The organism is Paraburkholderia azotifigens (genome assembly GCF_007995085.1).
GTDB classification, from domain to species: domain Bacteria; phylum Pseudomonadota; class Gammaproteobacteria; order Burkholderiales; family Burkholderiaceae; genus Paraburkholderia; species Paraburkholderia azotifigens.
The window spans coordinates 3216170-3234281 of sequence record NZ_VOQS01000001.1; the positions used below are offsets into that span (position 1 = coordinate 3216170).

11 protein-coding genes are annotated in these 18112 nt (G+C 65.1%); 8 read left to right on the plus strand and 3 right to left on the minus strand.

Annotated features, from left to right (window positions below; all coding sequences use genetic code 11):
- Positions 1-63: 63 nt before the first annotated feature.
- Entirely contained in the window at positions 64-4326 is a 4263-nt protein-coding gene (locus tag FRZ40_RS14485) for a YhdP family phospholipid transporter (RefSeq protein WP_147234471.1), read from the minus strand.
- 77 nt (positions 4327-4403) lie between these two features.
- Here FRZ40_RS14485 and glnE point away from each other — a divergent pair, with 77 nt between their 5' ends.
- Positions 4404-7304, plus strand: a complete 2901-nt coding sequence (glnE, locus tag FRZ40_RS14490) for a bifunctional [glutamate--ammonia ligase]-adenylyl-L-tyrosine phosphorylase/[glutamate--ammonia-ligase] adenylyltransferase (protein WP_167528653.1) — start codon at positions 4404-4406, stop codon at positions 7302-7304.
- 63 nt (positions 7305-7367) lie between these two features.
- Here glnE and recN read toward each other — a convergent pair whose 3' ends face one another.
- Entirely contained in the window at positions 7368-9035 is a 1668-nt protein-coding gene (recN, locus tag FRZ40_RS14495; protein WP_147234473.1) for a DNA repair protein RecN, read from the minus strand.
- A gap of 74 nt (positions 9036-9109) precedes the next feature.
- Complete coding sequence (locus tag FRZ40_RS14500) at positions 9110-10012, minus strand: NAD kinase (RefSeq protein ID WP_147234474.1); 903 nt, start codon at positions 10010-10012, stop codon at positions 9110-9112.
- 281 nt (positions 10013-10293) lie between these two features.
- Here FRZ40_RS14500 and hrcA point away from each other — a divergent pair, with 281 nt between their 5' ends.
- The 7 genes from hrcA to dnaJ all read left to right on the plus strand — a co-directional run bounded on the left by hrcA (position 10294) and on the right by dnaJ (position 18100).
- Complete coding sequence (hrcA, locus tag FRZ40_RS14505; RefSeq protein WP_028371903.1) at positions 10294-11313, plus strand: heat-inducible transcriptional repressor HrcA; 1020 nt, start codon at positions 10294-10296, stop codon at positions 11311-11313.
- Positions 11314-11472: 159 nt separating this feature from the next.
- On the plus strand, positions 11473-12543 hold the full coding sequence (gene hemH, locus FRZ40_RS14510; protein ID WP_028371904.1) for a ferrochelatase: 1071 nt from the start codon (positions 11473-11475) through the stop codon (positions 12541-12543).
- Positions 12544-12628: 85 nt separating this feature from the next.
- A complete protein-coding gene (locus FRZ40_RS14515; protein WP_028371905.1) occupies positions 12629-13036 on the plus strand; it encodes an RNA-binding S4 domain-containing protein in 408 nt (135 codons plus the stop codon).
- 479 nt (positions 13037-13515) lie between these two features.
- Positions 13516-14109 carry a nucleotide exchange factor GrpE gene (gene grpE, locus FRZ40_RS14520; RefSeq protein ID WP_028371906.1) on the plus strand — a complete coding sequence of 198 codons (594 nt, stop codon included), beginning with the start codon at positions 13516-13518 and terminating at the stop codon, positions 14107-14109.
- A 15-nt stretch (positions 14110-14124) separates the two neighbouring features.
- Positions 14125-14616: a thioredoxin family protein gene (locus tag FRZ40_RS14525; protein WP_240057149.1), complete on the plus strand. Its 492-nt coding sequence runs from the start codon at positions 14125-14127 to the stop codon at positions 14614-14616.
- A gap of 142 nt (positions 14617-14758) precedes the next feature.
- Positions 14759-16708, plus strand: coding sequence for a molecular chaperone DnaK (gene dnaK, locus FRZ40_RS14530; protein ID WP_028371908.1), 1950 nt, complete (start codon positions 14759-14761; stop codon positions 16706-16708).
- 258 nt (positions 16709-16966) lie between these two features.
- Positions 16967-18100 (plus strand): molecular chaperone DnaJ, encoded by a 1134-nt coding sequence (gene dnaJ, locus FRZ40_RS14535; protein WP_147234475.1) that lies wholly within the window; start codon positions 16967-16969, stop codon positions 18098-18100.
- Positions 18101-18112: the final 12 nt, after the last annotated feature.

Consider the following 18112-nt stretch of genomic DNA (forward strand, 5'->3'; position numbering starts at 1 on the left):
GATGACGTACTTCCGGGCTCGCCGGCGGGCGCCTGCAGCAACGCTGCCGGAAGCGCCGTGGCCTCAGTTCGGCGTCACGATGGTGGCCGGCGCGTTCATATTACCGCTATCTCCGTGGACCCGCTCGACGTGCGGCTTGGCCCACGAACCCGTGATCGCATAATCGCGCGCGAACGCATGTTCGATCGAACGCGACAGCGCGAGATCGCCGATCAGCGCGGCGAGCCCGAGCAGCGGATTGATCACGGCCGCCACGACGACGCCCGTGCCCGCGCTGACAGTCGGCACGATATGCACGTTGAGGTTCTGCGTTTCATGGGCCAGATCGACGGTGCCTTTCATCTCGGCGCGCGCCGGCGCCGTCACCATCTCGAAGTTGTTCGTCGAGCCGATACCGTTCACGACCTGCGCGGTGCCCGTGACGTGCTCGAACGGCAGGCCTTCGCCGATCACATCGCGGAAATTCATCGATGCGTAGCGCGCGAGGCTCTGCAGGCTCAGCACGCCGAGCAGCTTCGCGACGCCGGGATCGACCTTGAGAATCTGCCCGTGCCGCAGATCGACGGCCAGATTGCCGTTGAGCGTCGGATAGTCGGGCTTGGTCGGACCGCCGCGCCAGCCGAGCTTGCCCGACAGCGAGCCTTCGCCCGCCTTGAGCGTGCGCGGCAGGCCGGCGCGCTCGAGCAGCAGGCCGGCGTCCTTGATGTCCAGCTTGAAGTCGAGTTCGGTGCTGCGTTCGGCTTCGTCGTCCTGGTTCGGACCGTAGTTGCGGCCCGTGCGCCAGTTCGCCGTCGCCTTCAGGTCGGCGGCCGGGTTGCTGATTTCGAGCGAATCGAGTTGCCAGACGGGCGTGCCGTTGTCCTCGAAGTTATGCGCGTTGACTTCGAGCTTGCCGAGATTGCGCTCGCGCACGATCAGCTCGTTGACGACGAGATCGATCGAAGGAATGTTTTGTGCCGGCTGGTTGATCGCGGGGCCGAGCAGATCGTTTTCGGTCGCCGACGGAATCACGAGCCGCGCGAGCCGGGCCTGCAACGTGCCCGGCGAACCCGGCTGCGCGCCCGGCAGCCATGACACGTGGCCCGACACCTGATTCGACGCGATGTTGGCCTGCCATTGCTTGTCGACGTGCGACGCGCCGACCACCACGCTTTCCCAGTGGCGCTTGAGCAGCGTCAGCGTGCCGATGTGGATCGCGAATCGGTTCGGCATGAACTGTGCAGCCGTGGCGCTGGGCGGCACGGGCGCGACGCCTTCGTTGGCCTTGCGCATCTGCAGGAAGAGGGCGCGCCACGCGTCGGCGTCGAGCGCGTCGATGTCGACGGCGGCGATCACGCCTTCCGAGGGCAGGTCCGTAGTCCGGTTCACGCCGATTGCGCCGCGCACGACTTCGGGAGGCTCGCCGGGCGTGCGCTTCACGAGATAGGAGGCCGCGATGGGGCCGAAGGTGAGGTCGGCGCGCTGCAGGCCGCCGTTGTTCGCGGCGTTGCTGTCGCCCGTCGCTGCGCCGTTGTTCGCGACCGCGCTGCCGCCGCTGCCGACCGTCGGTTTGAAGGTGAAGCCGAGCGGCATCGGCGTGCCGATCGGCTTGTTGAACGGCGCCGGGAAATTCAGCGCGAGCCCCGTCAGGTCAGAATGGACGGCGACTTCGGGCAAGCCGCCTTTCGCGCCATGCACGCTGATGTCGTAGGGCGCGCTGCCGTTCATGCGCGTGAGCACCTGCGCGGGCAGGCCGCGCAGATTGAGGTCGCGCGCGGCATCCACGGCGACATGGCCGGACACGTCGAGCGCATACGCGCCTTGCTGGTTCAGCCCGCCTTTGGCATGCACGTCGCCGCCCATGAACTGACCCGTCAGCCCGTCGATCTGCGCCGTATGGTCGGTGAACCGGACCTTGCCGCGCAGTTGCGACAGCGGCGGGACGTTGTCCATCGCAAGCCGGTCGTTCTCGAAAGCGAGCGAACCCTCGACGGCCACATGCGTCTTCGGCGGCGTGACGCCGGGCGGCACAGGCGGGTTGCGCGGCACCGTCAGCTTGAGCGCGAGCGCGGCAGGTCCGTCGGCGTGCAGCTTTTCCGTCTGATGTTTCGCGAGGCCGCCGAGCGCGCTGTTGTTCACGTAGTCGAGCATGTCGGCGAGCGGCCCGCGTCCGTCGCCCGTGATGATCAGGCTCGACGCCCGGTTGCCCATGTCGTCGATCTTGCCCGTCACCGGGCCGAGCGCGACGTGCTTGTAGTGCGCGCGGTCGACGTCGAAACGCAGCAGTTGCTCTTTCAGCAGGAAGGTGCCGTCGATGCCGTCGAGCGCGGGCCACACATTGGGCGTGCCGTTCTTCATCGTGCGCGGCGGATAGGGCGACGGGTCGAAGCGGCCGCCCTTGAACGGCGCGACGATCTTGAACACGCCCGCGCCCGGATCGCGCGAATAGGGGAATTTCTCGAGATTGCCGTGAATTTCGATCGTCGCGCCGCGCGAGATGCCCGCCTGCAATCCGTGCGCCAAATAGATGCGCAGCCTTTCGCTGATGCTGGTCGGCAGGTAGCGCGTGATGCGGTTGACCTGCGCGCGCTCGAAGTCGGCTTTCAGATCGAGCGAGCCGCGTCCGCTGCCGACGTTCGAATAGCTGGCCGTCGCCTTCGCGGCCGTATCCGCGTTCGACACTTTCAGCTCCGACACATCGACCTTGAACGCCTTGTGCCGCTGACCTGGCTCGATGGTCGACGCGATCGTCCATGCGCCCTTGCCGCTCAGGTGATCGAAGATCAGGCGCGGATCGTCGAACACGCCGGGCAGCGTGAGCGCGGCGTTGGCCGTGTCGATGGAAATCGAGCCGTGCTTTTCATCGGCATCGACACTGCCCCACAGGTTCTCGACGCCCGGAATGCCGGCGCGCGGATGGTTCCGCGCGGTCAAACCCGGCGGCGGCTCCTGGGCGGCGACGCTGATGCCCTGCAGGTCGGCCTTGAAGCGATAGCGGACGATCGGTTCCGCGCCTGTTTCGCGATGCTCGGTGGCCGCTTCGCCCGAATCCGGCGTGCCGCGTTCGATTTCGATCGTGTAGTTCGCCACCAGGCCGCGCGGATTGAAGCGCAAGAGGCCGTTCAGCAGCCGCTTCGGCAGCGGCAGCGCGCGGCTGAATTCCGCGAGGATGCCAAGATCGACGCGGTCGCCCGTGATGCTGATCAACTGGCCGTGCTGGACGCTCGGCATCCGGTAACGGCTCGACAGCGTGTGCAGCGCGAGGATGCGCGCGACGGGCGTGCCGTCGTCGAGCGGCGGCTGGCCGAGTTCGGCGCGCAGATCGTTGAGGTCGAGCGTCCACTCGTCGCCGTCGTGCGCGACGGCCCACGAAAAGCTCGCGACGGGCACGTCGAGCTTCGGCTGCGTCGGCTTTACGCGCAGCGCGATATTGCTGCCCGACGCCTCGCCCGACGCCGAGCGCACGCGGCCTTGCGCGAACTGGAGCCAGATCTTGTTGCCGACGCGGCCCGCGTAGGTTTGGATCGGAAAGTCCATGTAACGGGCAAGCGTGGGGAGATCGACCGAGCCCGTCGAGATGTAGGCTTCGCCTGTCCAGTTGATCGGCTTGCCGATCGACGCGAGCCGCGTGTGACGGAAGTCCGCGCGGAAGTCGAGCGGTCCGAACAGCACCTTGCCGTCGGGCGGCGCCTGCAGTGCGAGCCGGTGATCGTAGCCGTCGCTGAGAATGGCGAGGCGGATGTCCTGCAGCGCGATCTCGGGCGCGTCGCGGCGCGTGTCGTGCCAGCGCAGCGTGCCGCCGCGCAGGATCATCGCCTGCTGGCGCAAGAGCCAGGTGCTGAACGTGTCATTGCCCGAGTGGGTGGTGGGCACCATCACGCCCGCGACGGTCAGCGAGCCGTCCGACTCGCGCTCGATCAGCAGATCCGGCTTGTCGACGATCACGCTCGACAGGATGGGCGCCAGCTTCCAGATGGACGACCAGGACACCGTCGCGCTTGCATGCGGAATGGTCAGCGCGGCCTTGCCGTCGCGGTTGGTGATGGTGACGTCGGTGACTTCGAGGCCGGGCTGGAAGCCCGTCCAATGCGGCGCAATCTTGCCGATCCTGAACTGGGCGTGGATCTTGTCGGAGATGGCCGTCTCGATTTGCGGGCGGAACGAATCGACGCGCGGCAGCACGACATAGCGCAGGCCGAGTACGGCAAGTACGACGACGAAGTACAGGAACAGCGCAATGCCGAGCAGGACGCGCAGCGTGTGGCGCAGCACTGCATGATCGCCTCCGCCTACGGGGTTGACGCGTCCAGCTTCGTGCGGGTCGGCGGATGAGTTTCGCTCGGACATGCTGCGACGGGGTAGGCGTATGGTAGTTTTGCGGTCTAACGACGAAATGTATCACACGGGCCAGCCGCTACGAACATATGGGTCGGCCTTTGTGGACAAGGCCACACGGGGTGTCGGCGGCGTGCGCGAGCAACGGCTGCGATGGCCCGGAGCAGGAATCACGCAACGAGCGAGCCAGATCTTCGATGACCGAACCATCCCTGTTGAGTTCCAGCTATTCGCACTATGCGTCCCGTGCCTGCGCGGCACAACCCGATCTCGCGTCCCGTGTGGCGGCGCTGGCGGCGGCGCCTGTCACCCGCGAGCGTATCGACGAGCGGCTCGATGCCTTGCTGAACGCGTTGCGCGCCGCACCTGATGCGCCGCTCTCCGAAGACGCGCTGAAAAGGGCGTTGCGCCAGTTGCGCGCGGAAGTGTTCTGCGCGGTGATGGAGCGCGACCTGTCCCGCGCGGCCGACGTCGCCGAAGTGACGGGCACGATGACCGATCTGGCGGAAGCGACGATCCAGCGCGCAATGGCCGTCGTGTCCGCCGATCTCGAAGCGCTCTACGGCGAGCCGCGCGGCGCGCAGGGCGAACGGCTGTCGCTGGGCGTGGTCGGCATGGGCAAGCTGGGTGGGCGCGAGCTGAACGTATCGTCGGATATCGACCTGATCTTCGTCTATGAGGACGATGGCGAAACGACGGGCGGCCAGCGCTCGTCCATTGCGACACAGGAATTCTTTACGCGGCTCGGCAAGCGGCTGATCGCGGCGCTCGCCGAAGTCACGGCGGACGGCTACGTGTTTCGCGTCGACATGCGGCTGCGGCCGAACGGCGATTCGGGGCCGCTGGTGTGCAGTCTCGGCATGCTCGAAGAATATTTTTACGTGCAGGGCCGCGAATGGGAGCGCTACGCGTGGATCAAGGGCCGGCTCGTGTCCGAGCATGCCACCGATTCGGCGCGCCGCCTGTCGAAGCAGCTCGATGCGATCGTGAAGCCGTTCATCTACCGTCGCTATCTGGATTTCGGCGTGATCAGCGCGATCCGCTCGCTGCATCTGCAGATTCGCCAGGAAGCGCAGCGGCGCGCGTCGATGCGTCCCGACAAGGCCGACGACATCAAGCTCGGCCGCGGCGGCATCCGCGAAATCGAATTCAGCGCGCAGGTTTTCCAGCTGATCCGCGGCGGCCAGGACGCGGGCTTCCGCGTGCGGCCGACGCTCGCCGTGCTGCGCCACGCGGCCGCGCGCGGACTCGTGTCGCCGGGCGTGTGCTCGGATCTCACGAGCGCCTATCTGTTTCAGCGCGATCTCGAACACCGTCTGCAATATAGAAACGACGCGCAGACCCACGCGATGCCCGTCGATCCCGCCGAGCGCGCGCATCTCGCGCAGGCGATGGGCTTCGACGACTACGCGTCGCTGATGGCGAAACTCGAAACGCACCGCGAGCTCGTCGAGCAGCAGTTCGACCAGATTTTCGCCGACAAGGTGAGCGGGCAGGGCGGCTGCGGCGCGCGCGAAGACGGCGCGGCCGTGTGGGTCTGGAGCAGCGCGCTCGCCGACGACAGCGCCGACGAGGCGCTCGCTGCGCGGCTCGTCGAACTGGGCATCGAACGTCCCGCCGATCTTCTCGCACGCCTGAAGGCCGTGTGGCACTCGTCGCGCTATGCGGGTCTCGCGGAAAGCAGCCGCCAGCGCTTCGACATCGTCGCGCAGCGCGCGCTCGAGGCCGCGCATACGCTGGAGCCCGCCGAGCGGCGCGGCGATATTCTCGTGCGCCTGTTCGATCTGCTGGAAGCCATCGGGCGGCGCGGCGCGTATCTCGCGTTGCTGACCGAATATCCGCAGGCGCTGCATCGGGTGCTGTCGGTGCTCGGCGCGTCGCGCTGGGCGGCCGGTTATCTGATTCGCCATCCGCAACTGCTCGACGAACTGCTCGACGACGAAGCGATGGCCAGTCCGTTCGACTGGCCGGAGTTCAAGCGCACGCTGCGTGCGCGGCTCGCCGCGGCCGACGGCGTCGAGCATCAGATGGACTTGCTGCGGCACGCCCACCAGGCCGAAGTGTTCCGCATTCTGCTGATCGATCTGGCGGGCAAGCTGAGCGTCGAGCATGTCAGCGACCGGCTGTCCGAACTCGCCGACGCCGTGCTAGACGTGACAATCGAAGCCGTCTGGAACCAGCTCGCCAAGCGCCATCGCGAGGTGCCGCGCTTCGCGATCATCGCGTACGGCAAGCTGGGCGGGAAGGAGCTCGGCTATGCGTCGGATCTCGATCTGATCTTCCTGTACGAAGATGCCGACGACAACGCGTCCGATATCTACGCAACCTTCACGCGCCGTCTGATCACCTGGCTCACGACGGCAACGGGCGCGGGCACGCTGTTCGACGTCGACTTGCGGCTGCGCCCGAACGGCGAATCGGGCCTGCTTGTCACCGACCTCGACGCCTTCCGCCGCTATCAGCTGCGCGAGGGCGACGCGGCCAATACGGCTTGGGTCTGGGAACACCAGGCGCTGACGCGCGCGCGCTACTGTGCGGGCGATCCCGCCATCGGCGCGCAGTTCGAGGCGATCCGCGAACAGGTGCTGACGACGCCGCGCGACGCGGCCACGCTCTCCGCCGAAATCGTCGACATGCGCCGGCGCGTCGAGGAAGGCCATCCGAACCGGACCGAGCTGTTCGATCTCAAGCACGATCGCGGCGGTATGGTCGATATCGAGTTTGCCGTGCAGTACTGGGTGCTGCTGCACGCGGCGCGAGATCCCGAGCTGATCCGCAACACGGGCAATATCGCGCTGCTGCGCGAGGTGTCGCGCTTCGGGCTGATGAGTGGCGAGGAGGCGGATACGGTCGGCGCGGCTTACCGGACGTATCGGAAGCTGCAGCACAAGCTGCGGCTGGACGGCATGGAGAAGGCGCGGGTCGAGCCGCAGACGGTCGAAAAGGAACGCGAAGCCGTGCTGCGGTTGTGGCGGCGGGTGTTCGGATAACCTCTGCCGACTCGGCGTGAAGCTCGGGACGCAGCCGTGGCCTGTCCCGAGCACTGAAAAGCGTTACGCCGCCCTCAGCATTTCCTTCGCGTGCTTGCGCGTGGTGGCCGTGATTTCCAGGCCGCCGAGCATGCGCGCGACTTCTTCGATACGGCTCGACTTGTCCAGCGACGTCACCGTGCTGATCGTCCCGCCCTTGCCGTTGCCGCTCTTGGCGACCTGGAAATGCTGGTCGCCTCGTGCGGCGACCTGCGGCAAGTGCGTCACGCACAACACCTGGCGTTGTCCGCCGAGCTGATGCAGCAACCGGCCCACCACTTCCGCGACCCCGCCGCCAATGCCCGTGTCCACTTCGTCGAAGATCAGCGTCGGCGTCGGGCTGGCGGCGCTCGCGATTACCGCGAGCGCGAGGCTGATGCGCGCGAGTTCGCCGCCCGAGGCCACTTTCGCGAGCGGCCGCAGCGGCACGCCGGCGTGGCCCGCGACGCGGAATTCGATCTGTTCCATTCCGTGCGCGCCGCCTTCGGGCAGCGGCACGAGCGCGACCTCGAAGCTGCCGCCCACCATCGACAGTTCCTGCATGCCCGTCGTGACGGCTGCGCCCAAGGCTTTCGCGGCTTTTGCGCGCGCTTTGGATAGCACCTTCGCTTCGGCGGCGTAGGCCTCTTTCGCCTTGGCCTCGACGGCGTGCAATGCGTCGAGATCGGCGGCGGCGTCGAGCTTCGCGAGCTGCTCGCGGCGCTCCTCATGCTCCTGCGGCAAGGCTTCCGGCCGTAGCCGGAATTTGCGGGCGGCCGAATGCAGCGCGTCGAGGCGCTTTTCGACCTGCGCAAGCCGGTCGGGATCGAGTTCGAGCCGCTGCGCATAGTGGCTCAGCGAGTACGCGGCCTCCTGCAACTGGATCTCGGCGGGTTCGAGCGCGGCGAGCGCGTCGTTCAGTTCGGGATCAATCTCGGCGAGATCGCGCAGCCTGGAAATGACCGACGACAGATGGCCGAGCATCGCTTCGTCCGATTCGGACAATGCCGATAACGCGCCCTGCACGCCGTCGATCAGATTCGCCGAATGCGACAGCCGCCGGTGTTCGGCGTTGACCTCTTCCCACTCGCCCGGCTGCGGCGAGAGCTTGTCGAGTTCAGTGAGTTGCCACGCGAGGCGCTCGCGTTCCAGTTGCAGTTCACGGTCCTTGCTCTGCGCGGTTTCGACCGCCTGCGCCGCGTCGCGCCAGGCGCGCCAGGCGCGAGTGACGGCGGCCGCCGTGTCGAGCAGGCCGGCGTGCGTGTCGAACAGTTCGCGCTGCGCGTCCGGCCGCATCAATAACTGGTGCGCGTGCTGGCCGTGAATGTCGACGAGCATTTCGCCGACTTCGCGCAGCTGCGTGAGCGTTGCCGCCGTGCCGTTGATGAACGCGCGCGAGCGGCCGTTCGCGTCGACCACGCGGCGCAGCATCACGATGTTGCCGTGCTCCGTTTCGTCGACGGCGAGCGCTTGTTCGTCGAGCCATGCATCGACGAGCGGATGCGTGTCGAACTCGGCCGTGATGTCTGCGCGCGCTTCACCCGTGCGCACGACGCTCGCATCGGCGCGCGAGCCGAGCGCCAGTGCGAGCGCGTCGATGAGAATGGATTTGCCGGCGCCCGTTTCGCCGGAGAAGACCGTAAAGCCGCTGTCGAATTCGAGGTCGAGCGCGGCGACGATGACGAAGTCGCGTATCGAAAGGTGGCGGAGCATGGCGCGTCTGTCTGGCGTGGCTTGCGTGAGTTGGCGTTACGGTTGGTGTGTCCGGCTCGAAGCGCTGCGTGCGCTCAGTTGTCCGGGTCGTCTTCGTGCGACGGGTACTCGTTCCAGTGGAGCTTCTTGCGCAGCGTCGCGTAGTAGCTGTAGCCGACGGGATGCAGGAAAGGCACCGTATGGCGCGAGCGGCGCACATCGATCGTGTCGTTCAGTTCAAGCGCCGTGAACGACTGCATGTCGAAATTTACGTTGACGTCGCGGCCCGAGATGATCTGGATGCTGACCTTCGAGTCGTCCGGGATCACGATGGGCCGGTTCGACAGCGCATGCGGCGCGATCGGCACGAGCACGAGGCCCTGCAGCTGCGGATGCAGGATGGGCCCTTGCGACGACAGCGCGTAGGCCGTCGAGCCCGTCGGCGTCGCGACGATCAGCCCGTCCGAACGCTGGTTGTACATGAAGCGCCCGTCCACGGAGACGCGCAGTTCCGCCATGCCCGAAAAGCCCGAACGGTTCACCACGACGTCGTTGAACGCGAGCGCGTGGTAGATCGGCTGGCCGTCGCGCATGATCCGCGATTCGAGCAGCGTGCGCTCTTCCAGTTCGAAGCTGCCCGACAACATCTGCGGAATGATCTCGCGCATGTCGGAGAACGGGATGTCGGTGATGAAGCCGAGCCGCCCGTGGTTGATGCCGATCAGCGGCGTCTTGTACGGCGCCAGCTGGCGGCCGATACCGAGCATCGTGCCGTCGCCGCCGAGCACGATCGCCACGTCCGCGCGCGCGCCAATTTCCGCCGGACGCAGCGCGGGCCAGCGCGTCGCGCCGATTTCCTGCGCGGTTTCCGCCTCGAACGCGACCTCGAAGCCGAGCTTTTCGATGCACGCGGCGAGCGCGGTCAGCGGCTCCCCGATGCCCGGCGTATTGCTGCGCCCGACGAGCGCAACGGTCTTGAACTGGCTGTTAGCTTGCATGCCGGCATTACACCATAGGTGCGACCTGAAAAGAACCGTCGACGGCGGCGGCGCGCCGGCCGGGGCGGATCCCCGGCGGCCGCGTGACGCGGGCCAGCCCTGGTCCGATTATCGTTAGAATGGTGAAGTCCTCATGACAGACGTGACGACTGCATAGACCCAAGCGATGCGGCTCATGCGCGCAGCGGGTGTCGCGGCGGGCGCACCGGGCGGCAAAGCCGCTGCGCCGTGTGCCGCCGGGCGCTCGCCGCGATGTGGTGGTTACGCTAAAATTTTTCGCCATGCTAGATCCTCGCGCACAAACGCTCCTTAAAACGCTGATCGAGCGGTATATCGCCGAAGGTCAGCCGGTCGGCTCGCGCACGCTGTCGCGGTACTCCGGGCTCGAACTCAGCCCGGCGACGATCCGCAACGTGATGTCCGATCTGGAGGAGCTGGGGCTGGTTATCAGTCCGCATACGTCGGCGGGACGCATTCCGACGCCGCGAGGCTACCGGCTGTTCGTCGACACGATGCTGACCGTCGAGCCTTCCGCCGACGAGGACGCCGTGATGCGCGCGGTCAAGACCACGCTGCAGCCGGGCGAGCCGCAGAAGGTGGTGGCGGCCGCCGCGAGCGTGCTCTCCAATCTGTCGCAGTTCGCGGGCGTGATCCTGACGCCGCGCCGCAGCCACGTATTCAAGCAGATCGAGTTCCTGCGCCTGTCCGACAAGCGCATCCTGCTGATCATCGTGACGCCGGAAGGCGACGTGCAGAACCGGATCATGGCCACGCAGCGCGACTTCACGCCCTCGCAACTGGTCGAGGCGTCCAACTACATCAACGCGCACTTCGCGGGTCTGTCGTTCGACGAGGTGCGCCGGCGTCTGCGCGAGGAAATCGACGAACTGCGCGGCGACATGACGACGCTGATGCACGCGGCCGTCACCGCGAGCACGGACGTCACGGACACGGGCGAAACCGTGCTGATTTCGGGCGAGCGCAATCTGCTCGAAGTGGCCGACCTTTCGTCGGACATGGCGCGGCTGCGCAAGCTTTTCGATGTGTTCGATCAAAAGACCAGCCTCCTTCAGTTGCTCGACGTGTCGAGTCACGCGCAAGGCGTGCAGATATTCATTGGCGGCGAGTCGAACCTCGTGCCCATCGAGGAAATGAGCGTGGTGACAGCGCCGTACGAAGTGAACGGCAAGATCGTCGGCACGCTCGGCGTGATCGGCCCGACGCGCATGGCGTACAACCGCGTGATTCCCATCGTCGACATCACCGCGCGCCTGCTTTCCATGACGCTCAGTCAGCAGTAACCCCGAGCGCACGCCGACGCCGCGATGACGTTCATCATGCGCGGCGTTTTTCGCCGTGCCAATTGGCCGAACGGCCAGGTATCGCCGTCGGACCGCGCCGCTATAATGAGCTTCAGTCCATTACGTGCCGCGCCGTTGCGCGGCTCCTGTCTTTTGCCTATGCGCTTCGACCTCGAGCGGCCCTTGCAATCTGCTACGGCACATCGCGTCGCCGTGTTGCTAATCAATCTCGGCACGCCCGATGCGCCGACGCCTCGCGCCGTGCGGCGCTATCTCGCGCAGTTCCTGTCCGATCCGCGCGTGGTCGAGATTCCGGCGTTCGTGTGGCAAATCATCCTGCGTCTGTTCATCCTGCCTTTTCGCGGCGTGGCTTCGGCGAAAAAGTATGCGTCGGTGTGGATGCCCGAAGGCTCGCCGCTGCGCGTGCATACGCAAAAGCAGGTGGAAGGGCTGCGGCATCTGCTGCATCTGAACGACTACACGGTGATCGTCGACTACGCGATGCGCTACGGCACGCCCGACATTCCCGCCATGCTGAACCAGCTGAAGCTGGCAGGCGCCGAGCGCATCCTGCTGATGCCGATGTACCCGCAGTATTCGTCGTCGACGACGGCCACCGCTTTCGACGACGCCTTTGCCGCGCTCAAGCGGATGCGCAATCAGCCGGAAATCCGCACGGTGCGGCAGTATGCGGATCACCCCGCGTATATCGCGGCGCTCGCGGCGCAGGTGAATCACTACTGGCATACGCACGGCCGTCCTGATTTCGCGGCAGGCGACAAGCTCGTGCTGAGCTTTCACGGTGTGCCGAAGCGCACGCTCGACCTCGGCGATCCGTATCACGATCAATGTCAGCAGACGGCGTCGCTGTTGATGCATGCGCTAGGACTGACGTCCGTCGAATGCCGCGTGACGTTCCAGTCGCGGTTCGGCAAGGCCGAATGGCTCCAGCCTTATACGGCGCCGACCTTGAAGGAACTTGGCGCAGCGGGCGTGCATCGCGCGGACGTGTTCTGCCCGGGCTTCACGGCGGATTGCCTGGAGACGATCGAGGAAATCGGCATGGAAGTGCGCGACGAGTTCGTTCACGCCGGCGGGAAAGTTTTTCACGCCATTCCCTGCCTGAACGCGGCGCCCGCGTGGATCGCGGCGCTCGGCGAGATCGTCGCGCAGCATCTGCAGGGCTGGCCGGTTCAGGCAGTTGCGCCGCAAAGCGCGTCGGTGGCTTGAATTTGCGTATCCGGCATGCAATCTGCATCCGTGTAACGGCTCATGAGATGGCTCATGGCGTCTGATAACGCCTGAAGAAGGACTGATGAACTACAAGATTTCTACCGAACCGGGCGCTCGCTTGCGCATCGACAAGTGGCTGTGGGCGGCGCGCTTCTTCAAGACGCGTTCGCTGGCGGCGGATGCCGTCGAAAAGGGGCGGGTGCGGATCGGCGGCGCGACCGTGAAGCCGGCCAAGGAAGTGCGGGTGGGCGATCTCGTCGAGATCGACATCGAGCGGATCGTGTGGCAGGTCGAGGTGCTGGGCGTGTGCGATGTGCGCGGGCCGGCGAGCGTCGCGCAGACGCTCTACGCTGAAACGGAAGAAGGCAGGCTGAAGCGGCAGCAGGAAAACGAGCGACGCAAGACCTATCGCGAACCGGCCGCCAGCATGCACGGGCGGCCGACCAAACGCGACAGGCGCGTCATCGACAAAATTTCCAGTGGGGGTTGAACAGCTGCTCGATGGTCTCGTGAACGCCGCCGTATTCGGTCGTATGTTCGTTGACTACCCCGGACATGCAGATGGTCGTGGTGCCTGCAATGAGTACCAATGCGACCACCGATATTGCGAAGGTCAGTTTCACGGTACTCCCTTTGGAGAATGCAAGCGGAAACGGGCAATTGAGCTGGTGGTAAGGCTAGCGTCAGGTTAGGGTTAACGTGCCTTTTCGGACGCTCAAGTTGAGTTTAGGACACTCGCGCAGCGCGCTCAATCTCAATATGATGTCGCGCGCGAAATGCTCGTTACGCCAGATTTCCGGGCCCCTGCGAGGTGCAAAAAACATCGGCGGAAGCCTTGAAATACGGCGTGTGCATCCTTACTTGCACCGTTGATGCGCGGCCGGCATGTTGTATCGGCACCACGCCTATCGGGCGAGTCCCAGTAAACTGCCGCCGTTTCTTGGCCTTCATTTTTTGAAATTCAGCGACATGGAAAACACGCAAGAGAATCCGACGAGCCAGAACCCCACGCCCGCCGACGAAGCCGCGCGCCAGGCCGCGGAGGCCGCATCGGGCGAGCCGCAGGGTCAGGCGCAGCAGCCGGCCGCGGCCGGCGAAGCCCAGCCGTCAGGCGCCGAAGCCGCATTGGCCGAAGCTCAGGCCAAGGTGGCCGAACTGCAGGAGAGCTTCCTGCGCGCGAAGGCTGAGACGGAAAACGTCCGCCGCCGCGGCCAGGAAGACGTCGCGAAGGCGCACAAATTCGCGATCGAAAGTTTTGCCGAGCATCTGCTGCCCGTCGTCGACAGCCTCGAGGCCGCCGTCACGCACTCCTCCGACGATCTCGCCAAGGTTCGCGAAGGCGTCGAACTCACGCTGCGTCAGCTGACGGGCGCGCTGGAGAAGGGCAAGGTGCTCGCACTCAACCCGGTCGGCGAAAAGTTCGACCCGCACCGCCATCAGGCCATTTCGATGGTCCCCGCGGAGCAGGAGCCGAACACGGTTGTCGCCGTGCTGCAAAAGGGCTACGTGATCGCCGACCGCGTGCTGCGTCCGGCGCTCGTTACCGTCGCGGCGCCGAAGTAAGCAGCACCTCGCGTTATGGCCGGCATCCCCGTCGACAGTACCGCGTTGGCGGCCTTCGACGTGCAGGAACTCACCGCCGATACCTTCGACGCCGGCATCCAGTCGGCGCGCGACGACCTGGCGGTGGCGTTTTTCTGGGGGCTCGACTGCTTCAACTGCGAAATCGCGAAGAAGGCGATGCTCGCGCAGCCGGATTCGATCCGTGCGCTCGGCTTGCGCTGGTTTCACAGTAACGTCTATGAACATCGCGATCTCGGCCGGCGCTTCATGCTGCACGGCGTGCCGACGTGGTTCTTTTTCCACCGGGGCAAGCGTCTCGGGCGGGTGACGGGCTGGCATGGCCTGGCGCAATTCGAGGCAGCCGTTGCCGCGGCTCGTGAGAAAATCCGCGCGGCCGGCTCAGGTGGCCCGGCTCAGCGGCGGCCGGATCGGGATTGTCTGCCTCAGCGGCGGTCGGCTCGGGAAGCGGCAGTTCAGGCGACGGCAAAACCGATTGAAAAAATTTAATGACCGCATCGCATAAGGGTCTTGAAAACGATGCGGCTGCACTTATGTTGAGTGCAGGATGAAATTCAGGGGCGGGGCGCCCGGTGGCCGGAAGGGCCAGCCAGCGATGCCCGCAGCGATCAAAGTCAGGAGATTAGTAAAAATGGGCAAAATCATCGGCATCGACCTCGGCACCACCAACTCGTGCGTGGCGCTGATGGAAGGCAATCAGGTCAAGGTGATCGAGAACTCGGAAGGTGCTCGCACCACGCCGTCGATCATCGCCTACATGGACGACAACGAAGTTCTCGTCGGCGCGCCCGCGAAGCGTCAGTCGGTCACGAACCCGAAGAACACGCTGTACGCGGTCAAGCGCCTGATCGGCCGCCGCTTCGAAGAAAAGGAAGTGCAGAAGGACATCGGCCTGATGCCGTACAAGATCGTCAAGCACGATAACGGCGACGCATGGGTCGAAGCGCATGGCAACAAGCTCGCGCCGTCGCAGGTGTCGGCGGAAGTGCTGCGCAAGATGAAGAAGACGGCCGAAGACTACCTCGGCGAGCCCGTCACGGAAGCCGTGATCACGGTGCCGGCGTACTTCAACGACAGCCAGCGTCAGGCTACGAAGGACGCAGGCCGTATCGCCGGTCTGGAAGTCAAGCGCATCATCAACGAACCGACGGCAGCTGCCCTCGCGTTCGGTCTGGACAAGGCAGAGAAGGGCGACCGCAAGATCGCGGTGTTCGACCTGGGCGGCGGCACGTTCGACATTTCGATCATCGAAATCGCGGACGTGGACGGTGAAATGCAGTTCGAAGTGCTGTCGACCAACGGCGACACGTTCCTCGGCGGTGAAGACTTCGACCAGCGCATCATCGACTACATCATCGGCGAGTTCAAGAAGGAGCAGGGCGTCGATCTGTCGAAGGACGTGCTCGCGCTGCAACGCCTGAAGGAAGCAGCTGAAAAGGCGAAGATCGAACTGTCGTCGGGCCAGCAGACGGAAATCAACCTGCCGTACATCACGGCTGACGCATCGGGTCCGAAGCACCTGAACCTGAAGATCACGCGTGCCAAGCTGGAAGCGCTGGTCGAAGACCTGATCGAGCGCACTATCGAGCCGTGCCGCGTCGCGATCAAGGATGCAGGCGTGAAGGTCGGCGAAATCGACGACGTGATTCTCGTCGGCGGCCAGACGCGTATGCCGAAGGTGCAGGAAAAGGTGAAGGAGTTCTTCGGCAAGGATCCGCGCCGTGACGTGAACCCGGACGAAGCCGTTGCAGTCGGCGCGGCCATTCAGGGCCAGGTGCTGTCGGGCGACCGCAAGGACGTGTTGCTGCTGGACGTGACGCCGCTGTCGCTGGGCATCGAAACGCTTGGCGGCGTGATGACGAAGATGATCAACAAGAACACCACGATCCCGACGAAGCACGCTCAGGTGTATTCGACGGCGGACGACAACCAGGGCGCCGTGACGATCAAGGTGTTCCAGGGCGAGCGCGAAATGGCGGCCGGCAACAAGCTGCTGGGCGAGTTCAACCTGGAAGGCATTCCGCCCGCACCGCGCGGCGTGCCGCAGATCGAAGTGAGCTTCGACATCGACGCGAACGGCATTCTGCACGTCGGCGCGAAGGACAAGGCGACGGGCAAGGAAAACCGCATCACGATCAAGGCGAACTCGGGTCTGTCGGAAGCCGAAATCGAGAAGATGGTGAAGGACGCGGAAGCGAACGCGGAAGAAGATCACAAGCTGCGTGAACTGGCGGATGCCCGCAATCAGGGCGACGCGCTGGTCCACAGCACGAAGAAGGCGCTCACCGAATACGGCGACAAGCTGGACGCGGGCGAGAAGGAAAAGATCGAAGCTGCGTTGAAGGATCTCGAAGAGACGCTGAAGAACGGCTCCAGCGACAAGGCTGCCATCGAAGCGAAGATCGAGACGGTTGCAACGGCGTCGCAGAAGCTCGGCGAGAAAATGTACGCCGACATGCAGGCGCAAGGTGCAGCGGGCGCGGCCGGTGCGGCGGGTGCAGCAGGCGCCGAAGCGGCCGGCGCGAGCCAGCAGGCCGACGACGTCGTCGACGCCGAGTTCAAGGAAGTGAAGAAGGACTAAGCCGGGTTCTGTTCGACCGCAAGGCTGCGCGCGGGTATGTGCGCGGCCCGGCTGACAAAGGTTGGCGCCTGAAACTTTCGGGCGATTGAACCGATCACGCGCCTGGCGAGCCTTTTTGGCTCTCCGGGCACATTTGTTTTATGGAGGGCAGGGCTTTTGACCCGTAATTGCGGGCATGGTCCGGGCCTTACGAGTCGCGAGACTCCAGCATTCAAGAGGAGCCGCCGCGCCGCATCGCGCGGATGGCGTTGAACCGATATGGCGAAACGGGATTACTACGAGGTTCTGGGCGTCGCGAAGAACGCGGGCGACGACGAAATCAAGAAGGCTTATCGCAAGCTCGCGATGAAGTATCACCCCGACCGCAATCCGGGCAACAAGGATGCGGAAGAGCATTTCAAAGTGGCGAAGGAAGCCTATGAAATGCTGTCGGACTCGCAAAAGCGTGCAGCGTACGACCAGTATGGCCACGCGGGTGTCGATCCGAACATGGCGGGTGCGGGCGCACAGGGTTTCGGCGGTTTCGCCGACGCATTCGGCGATATCTTCGGCGACATCTTCGGCCAGGCGGCGGCAGGTGGACGCGGGGGCCGCGGTGGTCCACAGGTGTATCGCGGCGCAGATCTGCGCTACAGCATGGAGATTACGCTCGAGCAGGCCGCACATGGCTACGACACGCAGATCCGCGTGCCTAGCTGGGTATCGTGCGAAATCTGTCACGGTTCGGGCGCGAAGCCTGGCACGAAGCCGGAAACCTGCCCGACCTGTAACGGTTCGGGTGCCGTGCGCATGTCGCAAGGCTTCTTCAGCATCCAGCAGACGTGCCCGAAGTGTCATGGTACGGGCACCTATATTCCCGAGCCTTGCACGCACTGCCACGGCGCAGGCAAGACCAAGGAAACCAAGACGCTGGAAGTCAAGATTCCGGCCGGCATCGACGACGGCATGCGTATCCGCTCGGCTGGCAACGGCGAGCCGGGCATCAACGGCGGTCCGTCGGGCGACCTGTACGTCGAGATTCACATCAAGGCGCACACGGTGTTCGAGCGCGATGGCGACGATCTGCATTGCCAGATGCCCATCCCGTTCACAAAGGCTGCCCTCGGCGGCGAGATCGAAGTGCCGACGCTTGCGGGCCGCGCGAGCTTCACGGTGCCTGAAGGCACGCAATCGGGCAAGACGTTCCGTCTGCGCGGCAAGGGTATCAAGGGCCTGCGTTCGAGCATCGCCGGCGATCTGTACGTGCATGTGCAGGTGGAAACGCCCGTCAAGCTCACGGATGCGCAACGTGATCTGCTGCAGCAGTTCGAAAAGTCGCTGGTCGAAGGGGGCGCGCGTCATAGCCCGCAGAGCAAGAGCTGGTTCGACCGCGTCAAGAGCTTTTTCGACTAACGCATTCTGAAG

Excerpts from the sequence above, each read along its gene's own strand:
- FRZ40_RS14485 (WP_147234471.1), bottom strand. The coding sequence starts at position 4,326 with ATGTCCGAGCGAAACTCATCCGCCGACCCGCACGAAGCTGGACGCGTC.
- glnE (WP_167528653.1), top strand. The coding sequence starts at position 4,404 with ATGGGTCGGCCTTTGTGGACAAGGCCACACGGGGTGTCGGCGGCGTGC.
- recN (WP_147234473.1), bottom strand. The coding sequence starts at position 9,035 with ATGCTCCGCCACCTTTCGATACGCGACTTCGTCATCGTCGCCGCGCTC.
- FRZ40_RS14500 (WP_147234474.1), bottom strand. The coding sequence starts at position 10,012 with ATGCAAGCTAACAGCCAGTTCAAGACCGTTGCGCTCGTCGGGCGCAGC.
- hrcA (WP_028371903.1), top strand. The coding sequence starts at position 10,294 with ATGCTAGATCCTCGCGCACAAACGCTCCTTAAAACGCTGATCGAGCGG.
- hemH (WP_028371904.1), top strand. The coding sequence starts at position 11,473 with ATGCGCTTCGACCTCGAGCGGCCCTTGCAATCTGCTACGGCACATCGC.
- FRZ40_RS14515 (WP_028371905.1), top strand. The coding sequence starts at position 12,629 with ATGAACTACAAGATTTCTACCGAACCGGGCGCTCGCTTGCGCATCGAC.
- grpE (WP_028371906.1), top strand. The coding sequence starts at position 13,516 with ATGGAAAACACGCAAGAGAATCCGACGAGCCAGAACCCCACGCCCGCC.
- FRZ40_RS14525 (WP_240057149.1), top strand. The coding sequence starts at position 14,125 with ATGGCCGGCATCCCCGTCGACAGTACCGCGTTGGCGGCCTTCGACGTG.
- dnaK (WP_028371908.1), top strand. The coding sequence starts at position 14,759 with ATGGGCAAAATCATCGGCATCGACCTCGGCACCACCAACTCGTGCGTG.
- dnaJ (WP_147234475.1), top strand. The coding sequence starts at position 16,967 with ATGGCGAAACGGGATTACTACGAGGTTCTGGGCGTCGCGAAGAACGCG.